The organism is Klebsiella sp. RC2, from assembly GCF_014192815.1.
Classification (GTDB): Bacteria; Pseudomonadota; Gammaproteobacteria; order Enterobacterales; family Enterobacteriaceae; genus Klebsiella; species Klebsiella variicola.
This window is the reverse complement of the sequence record NZ_JACHYL010000002.1, coordinates 622,729-635,201: the sequence shown is the minus strand read 5'-3', so window position 1 is coordinate 635,201 and position 12,473 is coordinate 622,729. Positions and strand designations below refer to the sequence as shown.

Sequence of the window (12,473 nt, the reverse complement as noted above, 5' to 3'; positions counted from 1 at the left end):
TGAACAGAGTAGGGCGTTAGGCAAACGCCAGAGTGGGAACATCGACGATACTGGCGCCGCCGTCGGCGACCAGCGTGGCGCCGCTGATGATGGCGGCCTGCGGCGAACAGAGAAACTGACAGGCCTCGGCTATCTCCTCGGGGCTGGCGGGGCGGCGCAGCGGAACATCGCGACAGACCCGCTGATAAGCCTCCGTCAGCGATAGCCCTTCTGCCTCCATCAGCGGGCGCATCTCTTCATCCGCCATCGGCGTCGTGACCCAGCCGGGACAGATGGCGTTGGCGCGTACCCCCTGTGGGCCGTAATCGCGGGCGACGGAACGCATCAGGCCAATTAAGGCGTGTTTGGCGGTGACGTAGCCGCAGGCCTGCGGCCCGGCGGCGAGTGAGGCGATGGAGGCGACAAACAGGACATTGCCGCGGCGGGCAATGAGCGAGGGCAGACAGGCGCGAACGCTGGCGAACGCGCTGGTGAGATTGCCGTCCAGCGCCTTGCGCCACTGGCTGTCGCTGGTCTCGGCGGCGGGGCTGTTGCCCATCCCGCCGGCGCTGCAGATGAGGACATCAATACCGCCAGCCTGGTCGAGGATCGCCGGCAGCAGCCGCTGACCCCAGACCTCGCCGTCGGCGGCATCGCCCACCAGCGCCGTGGCGCCAGTCTCATCGGCGACAGCCTGCAATGGCGCTTCGCGCCGTCCGGTAATAAACACCCGGTCGCCCGCGGCGCACATCAGCCGCGCGCAGGCGGCGCCAATTCCGGTTCCACCACCGGTGATCACCACGACTCTCGCCATTCGCTCTCTCCTGTTATGGGGTCTTCGATTACCTTAAAAAGCGCGTCAGGTCCCGGCTATCGTCCGGAAGAACGATAGCCGTGGCGGTTAATGGATCTCTCTCACAGGGCGCCGTTCTCATTATTTCGGCAACAGCGGGTCAGGCGTCATCACATGATTACGCCGCGGCGAAAATTAATTGCATCCTGTTAAGGGTATAAGTGAAAAAAAACAGAAATCCATCGTTCTTTAGGATGAGAATGACGCGTCGGGGATAGGTTTTTTTTATCACCAGGGGCAGGTACGCCGGGTGTTAATCTTTTTTGTTTATATTTTAACGCGGCTATCGTAAAGCATGGCGGGTGTGTTTTTTAAATGCTTTATATAACAATGGCTTGTTGAAAATTATGTAACGGCTATCACATTGTTAATATGTTAATGATTGTGTTACTTAAATGTGAAATGTATGCTTCAATTATCAGTAGTCATCCATGTGTCATGTACCATCATCTCGACGGGGAGGCCCTATCATGTCTGCTTTGTTAAAAGCCAGCCGTAATGATGCGATAATAGCCCGTTGTTTACAGACTATTTCCCAGCTAATTCCACTGACTTCAGCGGTCTTTTATCGAGTAAATAATCGTTTAAAACCCGAAAGCTATATATTGCATAATATTTCCGATAATACGCACCAACAATATCTGGAAAACTTCCAGCCGCTGGATCCGCTTCTGCCCTCGCATTTTAGCCACCAGAACACCACCGTGGCGGCGATGACGCCGCGGCTCTGCGACCGCAACCGCCATTACTATCATGAATTCATGTTGCCGAATAACGTACGCGACATGACCGAGATCTTTATTCGCCGCGAGCGGCGGATCATCGCCGGTATCTCGCTGATGCGCGACGTGCCTTTCTCCAGCGAAGAGCGCCAGCGGGCTCAGGCGGTGCTGCCGCTGGTGGAGCTGGCCATTCGCGACTGTCTGCAGGAAGACGATGACCTGCCCGCCATCCTGACGGCGAAAGAGCGGGAAATCGTCGGCATGGTGCGCGAAGGCGCCAGCAATAAGCTGATTGCCCGCCAGCTGGATATCTCGCTCTCGACGGTAAAAACGCACCTGCGCAACATTTTCGCCAAGACCGAAGTCGTCAATCGTACCGAACTGGTTTCCCGAACCTGGATGCCGGCCGCTCAGCGTACGCTGCATCTGTGATCTGACTTTCGCATCCCGCGCGCGCCGTGGCAGCACGGCGTTTTCCTGATGCCTGTGGGTATCACTCCCTGGAGGATCCTCCGGGGGGAGGCTTTTTTGACCGGAGCACGCCTACGATGTCGAGTACCCCTCTCACTGATAATGCGCTTTCCCGGCCCGCCGGGCTGGTGGTCTCCCTGCGTTTGCTGGCGGCGATCGTGATTTTTGCCGCTATTGCGCCGGGTATTCTGATGACCGCGCCGGCGGTGGCGGCGCAGCTGGCCAGCGAATGGCAGCTTAAACCTGGGCAGATCGGCTGGCTGTTCTCGGCGGAGCTGGGGGCGATGAGTCTGGCGACGCTCCCGGCGTGGTGGTGGATGAGCCGCCTCGACTGGCGGCGGGTCGCCCTGATGGCCGGGGTGGTGTTTCTGACCGCCAACCTCGCCTCGGCGGTGGTCACCCAGTACGAGACGCTGCTGGCGGCGCGCTTTCTCGCCTCGCTGGCGGGCGGCACGCTGATGATTTTGTGTATCAGCTGCGCGGCGGGGACGCCGAACCCGTCGCGGGTCTACGCCTTTTGGGTGCTCGGGCAACTGCTGTTAGGCATGCTTGGCCTGCTGGTGCTGCCCGGCCTGTTCGCGACCTTTGGCCTGAAGGTGGTTTATCTGATCCTCGCCGCCATTATGCTCTGCTGTTTGCCGCTGGTGTCCGCTTTCCCTCCGCGCTTTCAACCGCTATCTGCCTCCCACCAGCAGCCGTCGACGGCGCTGTGGCGTCAGGCGCTGGCGGTGCTGGCGGTACTCACTTTCTATATCAGCCTCAGCGCAGTGTGGACCTTTATCGGCACCATCGGCAGCGCGGCGGGGCTAACCCCGACGCAGGTCGGTCTGGTGCTGGCGGCGGCGACGGTTTGCGGCATTATCGGCGCCGGCGGCGCGGCGCTGCGGGGTACCCAGCGGGCCGATCGTTTACCGGTGTGGCTGGGCTACGGCCTGCTGATCGTCAGCGTTGGGCTGCTGATCGGCCAGCCGCTGCTGGTGCGCTACGCCATCGCGGCGCTGCTGTTTAAGTTCACCTGGACCTTCGTGCTGCCCTTTATTCTTGCCCGTGTGGCCGGGCTCGATAGCAACGGCCGGCTGATGAACAGCATCAATCTGGTGATCGGCGGCGGCATGGCGGCCGGTCCGGCCTTAGCCGGGGCCTTACTGCAGCGTTTTGCCAGCGCCGACCCGCTGCTGGCGGCGGCAGGCGTCTGCGCGCTGCTGTCATTGATTTTGATTGCGGCGGCGTCCGCCGCCGGGAAGAGTTAGCCCACGGGAGGATAGAGTGAAAAGAAAAACCGGTTTCTTCTTTGATGAACGTTGTTTCTGGCACAGTACCGGCCTGCACGCGGTGACGCTGCCGGTGGGCGGGTGGGTGCAGCCGCCCGCCGGTGGCGGCCATGCTGAATCGCCGGAGACCAAACGGCGGATGAAAAACCTGATGGACGTCTCCGGGCTGACGCCGCAGCTGGCGCTGCGCAGCGCGGCGCCGGCGAGCCTTGAGGACCTGCGGCGGATCCACCCCGACAGCTATCTGGAGCGCTTCAAGGCGATCAGCGATAACGGCGGTGGCATGCTCGGCAAAGAGGCGCCGCTGGGGCCGGGCAGTTATGAAATCGCCTGTCTTTCCGCCGGGCTGGCCTGTGCGGCGGTGGAAGCGGTGCTGGAGGGGGAGCTGGATAATGCCTATTCGCTGTCGCGCCCGCCCGGACACCACTGTCTGCCGGACCAGTCGATGGGATTTTGTTTCCTCGCCAATATTCCCATTGCCGTCGAGCGGGCGAAAGCGCAGCTGGGGCTGGGCAAGGTGGCGATCATTGACTGGGATGTTCACCACGGCAACGGCACCCAGCATATCTACCTGCAGCGCGACGACGTACTGACTATTTCCTTGCATCAGGACGGCTGCTTCCCGCCGGGCTACGCCGGCGAGGACGATCGCGGCGTGGGCGCGGGCGAAGGTTACAACATTAATATTCCGCTGCTGGCCGGGGCGGGGGATGACAGCTGGCGCTATGCGCTGGAAACTATCGTCATTCCTGCGCTGGCGCATTTTGAGCCGGAGCTGATTATTATCGCCTGCGGCTATGACGCCAACGCCATGGATCCATTAGCGCGGATGCAGCTACATAGCGACAGCTTCCGGGCGATGACCGAACAGGTCCAGCAGGCGGCGGATCGCCTGTGCGGCGGGAAACTGGTGATGGTGCACGAGGGCGGCTACGCCGAATCCTACGTGCCGTTCTGCGGCCTGGCGGTGATGGAAGCCCTGAGCGGCATTCGCACCGAGGTCCAGGATCCGCTGCGGGAATTTATTCAGCAGCAGCAGCCGCGGGCGGAGTTTGCGCAGTTCCAGAGGCAGGCTCTCGATCGGCTGGCGCAACGGTTTGGCCTGCAGTAATCGCTCACGCTCACGGTGATCGCTAAAGTCCCGGCACGGGACTTTTTCTTTACTTAGTCCCGAAACGGGACTAGTCTCTGCACATGAAGATAATCTCAGTGAAAACCTTAAGGGACTTCTGGGCGGAGAATCCCGACGCTGAACAACCGCTAAAGGCCTGGGTAGACGAAGCGACAAAAGCAGACTGGAAAACCCCGGCGGAGATAAAGGACCAATACCGCAGCGCAAGCATATTGAAAAATAAGCGGGTGGTATTCAACATTAAAGGAAATGATTACCGGTTAATCGTAGCCGTTGCTTATCTGCGGGGGTGGGTGTTCGTTAAGTTTATCGGTTCGCATAAGGAATATGACGAGATAAACGCTGAGACGATTGAGAGGAAGTAAATGATGAAAATAAAACCTATCCGCACTGAACAAGATTACGAAGCCGCGCTAAGCGCGGTTGAACCTTTTTTTGATAATGAACCAGCGCTTGATACGCCAGAGGGCGATTTTTTTGAGGTGATGTGCCTGCTGATTGCTGAGTATGAAAAAAAGCACTATCCCATCGAGCCGCCGACGCCGATAGAGGCGATCAAGTTTCGCATGGAGCAACAGGGGCTGACCGTCAAAGATCTGGAGCCGGCGATTGGTAAATCGAATCGTGTCTATGAAATTCTCAATGGTACGCGCAACCTGACGCTCCCGATGATTCGCCGGCTTCATGCGCAGTTCGGCATCCCCCTTGAGAGCCTGATCGGCGCGTGATGGCGCGGGCATCCCCTCACTCATCCATCCACTGACTTACCGCCTGATTAATCATCGCCAGCACGCTGAGCAGCAGCATCCGCTGCTGCGCTTCCAGCCGCAGATAACGGCGCAGCGGCGGCATTTTACAGACCACTTCGCTGGCGGCCCAGGGTTCAATGCTGCAGCGCCAGCCGCTACTATCAAAGGTCAGCGAAAAGCGGCGGTAATCCAGCTCGCTTAAGGTCTGCTGGAGATTAGGAAAACCGTTGAGATAGCTGGCGAGTTCCTCGCTGCCTTTGCCGCCGATAAAGCGGATCGGCTGGCGTTTCCACCAGCCGGATTGATGGGCGCGAATGTTACCGCGCACGGGCCGGGTCACCGGCCCCTCGACGACAAACTCGCAGCTGTGAATGCTGGCCATAAACAGCCGCTTCTGACGCACGCTGAAGGTCACGGCGGTGGCGTCGTTCAATCGCAGCAATGCGCTGCGTTCGCTCAGCTTTTCGCACGGCCAGCCCGCCAGATCGCGCTGCACCGCGTTCATTAACGGCGTCTCAAACCAGGGGACGGAGGACATCTGGCGTCATCTCCCCGCGGGTCTGTTTTTCATAATTGTTGATGGCGCGCTCCACCACCTCTTCCACTACCAGCGGCTTGAACGGATTGACGCGCTGCACACACACCGTCCAGAACAGGGCGTAAGCGGCGGTCAGGCCGAGCATTATGCCGAACGGTACCAGCACCTGGCGGCTGTCCATCCCGGGCGGCGTGATATTGACGATAGCGATGATGATCCCGACGCTGGAGATAATCTGCGGCAGCGGGAACCACGGCGAGCGGTAGGCGCGCGGCAGGTCCGGGCGGCGAATGCGCAGCATCACCACCGACAGCGTCACCAGCAGATAGGCGACGCCCCAGGCGCAGACCGCGGCGAGGATCAGCGGCACGATGCGGTCCAGATCGCCGTTCAGATACCAGGCGTGCAGGCAGGGGATCGCCACCCCGATGGCAATGGCGATCACCGGCGTCTTAAAGCGCGGGTGCAGCCAGGTCAGGAAGCGGGGCAGCGCGCCGTCCAGTGCCATGCCGTAGATAATACGCGGCACGGCGGCCATCAGCGTATTGATGGTGGCGCAGCCGGCCAGCAGCAGCCCGACCCCCAACCAGTACTGGCCGGCGTGGCCCATCACCCGTTCGGCGAAGGCCGGGATCGCCATCGGTGTATCCAGCAGATGGACGTTGTTGGCCGCGTCGAGCACGGTATTCTCCACCTGGCGGTTGATCGCCGCGCCGTAGATAAACATGCAGCTGGCGACTCCCAGCAGGCCCAGCGCCATCGCCCGCGGAATAGTGCGGTGGGCCTGTTTAATCTCCGGCGCCATCGGCGTCACCAGTTCGCAGCCGACGAACATAAACATCGCCATGCCGATATAGCCGAACAGACCGTTGATATCGCTGATGTTCAGCGGCGTGCCGAACCAGCCGGAAAGATGAGTCACCGGCGCCATAAAAATGCCACACAGGCCGAAAATAGTCAGTGTGGTCCACATGCCGAAGGTCAGCACCACTTCGACCTTGCCGAAGATTTCCACGCCGATGGCGTTGAGCAAGCCGAAAATCACCACCATGCCGACACCCACCATCCAGGTGTTCTGGTGGGCGGCCATCTGAGCGTTGATCGATTCGAAGTTCACCAGCGCCATAATGCCCGCCAGGATCGTCTCCGCCGTCCCGGCGAAAATATGGACGATCAGATAGGCGCACAGCGCGCCGGTGATGGCGAAGAAGCGGCCCATGCCGCAGGAGATATAGTCGTACACCGAACCGGTGGTAGGAATGAGCGTCGCCGCCTCGGCAAAGGTGGTGACCTGCGCCTGCATCATAATAAAGGCCAGCAGCACCGCCAGCGCGAAGGTATCGCCGCCCATGCCGAAGCCGCTGGTGACCGTCAGGATCACCGGGCTGGCCATGATCAGCCCGACGGAGCTGGCGAGGGTGGTCGGGAAGCCGACGACGCCGCGCTCAAGATGGCTGGCGAGTCTGTTACTAAACATAGTCAACCTCTGCACAATAATGGGGTAGGGCAGGGAATAGCCAGCGCCACTCCCGGATAGTCATAATTTAGGCGGGCATCCTGCTCAATGAATATCGTCCGGAAGGTGGAGGGCGGCGCATGATTCTGTGACGCAGTCGATGAATGTCGCGGTGGATAAACAACATGACCCCGAAAACCGGGGCCATCCGTCTTGCCACGTTGCGCGTATTTCTGCCGGATGGCGGCTGCGCCTTATCCGGCCTACGGTCCGTGCGGCCTGCCTTTAATTTATTCACCATGCTGACTGAAACGCCGGTGTTGGCGGCCTCAAAACCCCCGGTGGCGCTGCTGCTTACCGGGGCTACAGCGCTGTGCGATTTGGTAGCCCGGAGAAGGCGCAATGCGCCGCCTCCGGGTCCCCCTGTGCGCTCCCTGCGCCGCCGGGCATTATCAGCGTGTTAGCGCGTCTCGACGTTCGCCAGGTAGTGCTTCACAAAGCGCGGCGTCAGGATTTTCCACTCCACTTCGGTGCCCTGTTTAACAAACCAGCTGTCGCCCGGCGCAAAGCGCTGCGGCTCGCCACCGGCGACGGTCAGCTCCACTTCGCCTTCCAGCACGGTGGCATGCTCGGTAAACGGATAGGTCATGGTAAAGCTCCCCTCAGTGGACGAAAACAGTCCGCAGGTAAAGGCGTCCTGCGGCTCACCGTAGATCATCGCCCCGGCCACCTGCGGGTCTCCCGCGGTCGGCGTCGCGCCGAGCAGGCTGACGCTGCCGATCGGCTGCAGGTCAGGTACCGGGTGTTTAAGTTTAAAAGCGTGCATAGCGTTCTCCTGGTTAACTCCGGCCTTTCCAGAAACCGGCGGTTTGATGCATCAATTTTCCGGCCGTGACTAATAGCAAGCGCAGGCTGTCACGGCCGTGGATGGTCGCGTGGGGGATGCTGCTCAGCAGGCGATAGCGGTCGGAACCGCCATTGATCCCTTCGGCGAGGATTTTGCACACGATGTGCGACGGGGTGACGCCGAAGCCGGAGTACCCCTGGACGTAAAAGACGTTGTTGTGATCGCGTAGGGTGCCGATCTGCGGGAACAGGTTGGCGCTACAGGCCATCGGCCCGCCCCAGGCGAAATCGATCTTCACATCCTTCAGATAGGGGAAGACCTCCGCCAGCAGGGTGCGATTCCAGGCGGCGAAATCGTTCGGCGTATATTCCACAAAGCGAGTCGCGCTGCCGAACAGCAGGCGATTTTCCCGGGTGACGCGGTAGTAGTTAATCACGGGGCGAATATCGCTGAAGGCGCCGCGCAGTGGGCTGATGCGCTCGATCAGTTCATCGGAAAGGGGCTCGGTCGACACCTGATAGGAGTAGGTCACCAGCGTCTTGTTGTAGATCTCCGGCTCCATATTGTTGAGGAAGCTGTCGCAGGCCCACAGTAGTTTGGCGGCTTTGACGCTGCCCATCGCGGTGCGTACCCGCACCTGTTTGCCGTAATTCACCTCCACCACTGGCGAGGATTCGAAGATCTTTACCCCCAGCGAATAGGCGGCCTGCGCCGAACCGAGCAGCATATTGAGCGAATGGATCTGCCCGCCGCCCATATGTTTCAGCGCGCCGCAGTAGACCTCGGAGCCAACCACCTGCTGCACCTCTTTGCCGGTATACAGTTCGATTTCTTCATCCGGGGTAGCGGCTTTAAACTCCTTCTCCCACTGGCGCAGCGTTTTGAGCTGCCGCTGGTTATAGGCGAGATAGCCGTAGCCGGGGACGAAATCGGCGTCGATATGGTATTTGCGGATGCGTTCGCGAATGATGCCCGCGCCGAGGTTGGCGATTTTAAACAGCGTCTCCAGCCCCTCTTTGCCGACGTGCTTTTTCACCGCTTCGATGTCGTGACCGATACCGGCCATCACCTGGCCGCCGTTGCGCCCGGTACCGCCGTAGCCAAGATGGCGCGCCTCCAGCACCACCACGTTGGTGATACCCTGTTCCGCCAGCTCAAGGGCGGTGTTAATCCCCGAGAAGCCGCCGCCGATAATCACCACGTCGGCTTCAATATCTTCCCGCAGCGCCGGGAAATGGAGGTGGTATTTCTTCGTCGCGCCGTAGTAGTTCAGCGCATCGATTTTAATGTTCATCGCGTTACCCTGTGGTCTTGCCTGGCTCAAGGTCCTCATCACAGCACGCCATGCGGGCGTTGAATATCGTCCGGAAGAATGACGTTCTTTAGAACGATGGGCGGCGCAGAGCAACCGTGCTGTGATAGGCCAACTTTGCTAAAAAAACGGGTGCTGACGATGAGCGAGATAACCTTACTGGCGGAAGTGACCGCCTTTTTACGCCAGCCACACGGGCAGTTTATTGCCGGTCAACGTGAGGCGGGCCACGGCGCGCCGTTCGCGGTGGTTAACCCGGCCACCGGTCAGGCAATTGCTGAGGTGACGGCAGCGGATGTGGATCAGGCGGATCGCGTCATGGAGAGCGCCCGCCAGGCGTTCAGTCAGTGGCGTGAGATGCCGACGCTGGCGCGCGGTACGCTGCTGTTGAAGCTGGCGGATGCCCTGGCTGAGCATCGCGAAGCGCTGGCGCAGCTGGAAAGTCTCTGCTCCGGCAAGACCATCATGCTGGCGCGGATGTTGGAGCTGGATCAATCGGTGGCGTTTTTGCGCTACTTCGCCGGCTGGGCGGGGAAAGTCACCGGCGAAACGCTGGATGTCTCGCTCCCCTCCATGAACGGTGAGAAATATACCGCCTTCACCCGCCGCCAGCCGCTGGGGGTGGTGGTCGGCATCGTGCCGTGGAACTTCTCCATCATGATTGCCATCTGGAAGCTGGCGGCGGCCCTGGTCTGCGGCTGCACCATCGTCCTCAAACCGAGCGAGTATACGCCGCTGACGCTGCTGCGCGTGGCGGAGCTGGCGAAAGCGGTGGGTATCCCGGATGGGGTGATTAACGTGGTCAACGGCACCGGCGGCGAGATTGCCCAGCGGCTGATGACGCATCCGGCCTGCGCCAAGGTGAGCTTCACCGGCTCGGTGGCCACCGGTGAAAAAGTCCAGCAGTCGGCCTGCGCGTCAGGTAAACGGGTGACCCTTGAACTGGGGGGCAAAAACGCCGCGCTGTTCCTCGATGACCTGACGCCGGAGGCGATGGTCAACGGCATTATTGAAGCCGGCTACCTGAACCAGGGGCAGATTTGCGCCGCTGCGGAGCGTTTTTATCTGCCGCAGGGCAAACTGGATGCAGTGCTGGCGCTGCTGAAAGACAAGCTCAGCGCCTTCGCGCCGGGATCGCCGCTGGATGAACAGACGCTGATGGGGCCGCTGGCCAACCGCCAGCAGTACGAGAAAGTGCTCAAACTGATCCAGACCGCGCGCGACGAGGGGGATACCATCGTCTGCGGCGGCGAAGCGCTGCCGGGAGAGGGGTATTTCCTGCAGCCGACCGCGGTCAAAGTCCGCAGCGAAGAGAGCACCCTGATGCGCGAGGAGACCTTCGGTCCGGTGTGCAGTTTTATCGGCTATCGCAGTGAAGAAGAGGCGCTGGCGCGGATCAATGCGTCGCCATATGGCCTGGCGGCCAGCGTCTGGTCCGATAATATTCGCCAGGCGCTGCGCTACTCGGAGGCGATTGACGCCGGCATCGTGTGGGTCAATATGCATACCTTCCTCGACCCGGCGGTACCGTTCGGCGGCATGAAGGGCTCGGGCATCGGGCGCGAATTCGGCAGCGCGTTTATCGATGATTATACGGAGCTGAAGTCGGTGATGGTGCGCTATTAATCGCCGTTCAGCGACATAGCGCTGTCATGTGTCGCTTTGCGCCAGATGGGCAACACATCGTGTGCCTTCTGGCCTGCAACCCGGGCGGTGCACGGCATCGCTTCCGGGACTCTTTTCCCGTCACGGATCCTGTCTTCCCCTCGTAATCCGCCATTGCCGTAAAAAAAATCAGCAGATTATCTTTTTTGCCCGCCAGGACTTGTTTGACATTGGATAATGAGTATAGTTCTCATTCTCTTTTTCATTCGTAATTTTGGCAAGGTTCGAGCTGCGCCAGTGAGTCGTTCACTAAGAGTCGCGAAGGCGTAGGGTGACGTAAAGACAGCAGGCTGGAAACACACAATATCGGCCGCTGCGCGTCCATCGGGTCATTGATTTTTTATAGGGTTGATCCAATGAAATACACACTTCCGACGTTGACGCTGGCCATCAGCGCGGCGTTAAGCGGCTGCGCGACGCCTCATTCCTCTGCCGTTTCCCAACCGGTTGTCGACTCGCCAGCCCCTAACGTGGCGCAACCGCTGCAGCGCCAGCTAGCGGAAGGGCTGTACGAGATGGCGTTAAGCCCGCAGGGTGATGCGCTGTACGTCGCCAGCGCCGAAGGCTTTAAAAATGTGCAGGGCGGGGCGGTCTACACACTGGATCCGCACACCCTCAATACCATCGGCCTGACGCACACCGATCTGAAAAACTTCGCTTTACAGCTCTCTGCGGAGGGTAAAACGCTGTATGTCAGCAATTCGCTTGACGGCGGCATCAGCGCTATCGACACCGCCACCGGCAAGGTAAAAAACCGCCTGCTGTTCAGCGAGCGCAACGAAAAAGGTCGCCCTTATGGGGCCCGTCAGCTGCTGTTGCTGAATAATACTCTCTACGTTGGTGCGGTCGCCGACCCGGCGCAAATCTGGGTGGTTGACGCCACCACTCTGAAGCTGAAAACGCGGATTAAAAATACCGGTAAATGGATGACCGGCCTGCACTACTCCGCACAAACCGGTCGCGTGTACGCCGCTAACGGCAGCGGTGAAATTCTGGTGATCAACCCACATAACCAGCGCATTGAACAGCGCTGGAAGCCGCTGGGCGACAAGCCAGCGCTGCTGCTTAATATGGCCGAAGATAGCGACACCGGCCGCCTGTTTGTGACTGATAACTCGAAAGCGAAAACCACTCTGGTGCTGGATATCCACAGCGGCAAGCTGCTTAAACAGCTCGACGTCGGCGATTCGCTGGCAGTGCAGTTCAATAAGAAACGCCACGAAATTTATATTTCGCAGCGTGAATCCGGCAAGGTTATCAGCCTTGACGCCAGCCGCTACACGCTGAAGAAAAGCTGGGCGCTGCCGGCCAATCCCAACAGCCTGCTGCTTTCCGCCGATGGTCAGACGCTATTTGTCACCGTCAAACAGCCCTTCAATAAAGACCACTCCACAAAAGGCCCGGACAGCGTCGTACGCATTGACCTGAACGCGCAATAAAAATAACGGGTCCGGCGACGGGCCCTTTGATTCATTTAT

General features: G+C 59.9%; 12 protein-coding genes. 7 read left to right on the top strand and 5 right to left on the bottom strand.

What is annotated here, in order from left to right; all coding sequences use genetic code 11:
• Positions 1-16 precede the first annotated feature (16 nt).
• Complete coding sequence (locus tag FHW76_RS07875) at positions 17-793, bottom strand: SDR family NAD(P)-dependent oxidoreductase (protein ID WP_115188784.1); 777 nt, start codon at positions 791-793, stop codon at positions 17-19.
• Between the two features lie 509 nt (positions 794-1,302).
• On the opposite strand from FHW76_RS07875, the gene FHW76_RS07870 reads away from it, so the two are divergent.
• From FHW76_RS07870 to FHW76_RS07850, 5 genes are all read left to right on the top strand, one after another.
• Positions 1,303-1,986: a response regulator transcription factor gene (locus FHW76_RS07870; protein WP_012968769.1), complete on the top strand. Its 684-nt coding sequence runs from the start codon at positions 1,303-1,305 to the stop codon at positions 1,984-1,986.
• 116 nt (positions 1,987-2,102) lie between these two features.
• A complete protein-coding gene (locus tag FHW76_RS07865) occupies positions 2,103-3,275 on the top strand; it encodes an MFS transporter (RefSeq protein ID WP_012542539.1) in 1,173 nt (390 codons plus the stop codon).
• Positions 3,276-3,291: 16 nt separating this feature from the next.
• Positions 3,292-4,407: a class II histone deacetylase gene (locus FHW76_RS07860; protein ID WP_060619442.1), complete on the top strand. Its 1,116-nt coding sequence runs from the start codon at positions 3,292-3,294 to the stop codon at positions 4,405-4,407.
• A gap of 83 nt (positions 4,408-4,490) precedes the next feature.
• Positions 4,491-4,793 (top strand): type II toxin-antitoxin system HigB family toxin, encoded by a 303-nt coding sequence (locus FHW76_RS07855; protein WP_004178884.1) that lies wholly within the window; start codon positions 4,491-4,493, stop codon positions 4,791-4,793.
• Positions 4,794-5,156 carry a type II toxin-antitoxin system HigA family antitoxin gene (locus FHW76_RS07850; RefSeq protein WP_008805516.1) on the top strand — a complete coding sequence of 121 codons (363 nt, stop codon included), beginning with the start codon at positions 4,794-4,796 and terminating at the stop codon, positions 5,154-5,156.
• A 16-nt stretch (positions 5,157-5,172) separates the two neighbouring features.
• Here FHW76_RS07850 and FHW76_RS07845 read toward each other — a convergent pair whose 3' ends face one another.
• The 4 genes from FHW76_RS07845 to FHW76_RS07830 form a co-directional block, all read right to left on the bottom strand.
• Positions 5,173-5,715 carry a DUF3156 family protein gene (locus tag FHW76_RS07845; protein ID WP_048330777.1) on the bottom strand — a complete coding sequence of 181 codons (543 nt, stop codon included), beginning with the start codon at positions 5,713-5,715 and terminating at the stop codon, positions 5,173-5,175.
• Positions 5,693-7,192: an APC family permease gene (locus tag FHW76_RS07840; RefSeq protein ID WP_004183276.1), complete on the bottom strand. Its 1,500-nt coding sequence runs from the start codon at positions 7,190-7,192 to the stop codon at positions 5,693-5,695. Before FHW76_RS07840 ends, FHW76_RS07845 begins: the two co-directional genes overlap by 23 nt.
• A 439-nt stretch (positions 7,193-7,631) precedes the next feature.
• Entirely contained in the window at positions 7,632-7,997 is a 366-nt protein-coding gene (locus tag FHW76_RS07835) for a cupin domain-containing protein (RefSeq protein ID WP_002892824.1), read from the bottom strand.
• Between the two features lie 13 nt (positions 7,998-8,010).
• Entirely contained in the window at positions 8,011-9,312 is a 1,302-nt protein-coding gene (locus FHW76_RS07830) for an FAD-binding oxidoreductase (RefSeq protein ID WP_084441505.1), read from the bottom strand.
• A gap of 159 nt (positions 9,313-9,471) precedes the next feature.
• Between FHW76_RS07830 and FHW76_RS07825 the strand changes: the two genes are divergently transcribed.
• Together FHW76_RS07825 and FHW76_RS07820 are read left to right on the top strand one after the other, a co-directional pair.
• Positions 9,472-10,956 carry an aldehyde dehydrogenase family protein gene (locus FHW76_RS07825; RefSeq protein ID WP_012968765.1) on the top strand — a complete coding sequence of 495 codons (1,485 nt, stop codon included), beginning with the start codon at positions 9,472-9,474 and terminating at the stop codon, positions 10,954-10,956.
• A 395-nt stretch (positions 10,957-11,351) separates the two neighbouring features.
• On the top strand, positions 11,352-12,434 hold the full coding sequence (locus FHW76_RS07820) for a YncE family protein (protein ID WP_022065420.1): 1,083 nt from the start codon (positions 11,352-11,354) through the stop codon (positions 12,432-12,434).
• Positions 12,435-12,473: the final 39 nt, after the last annotated feature.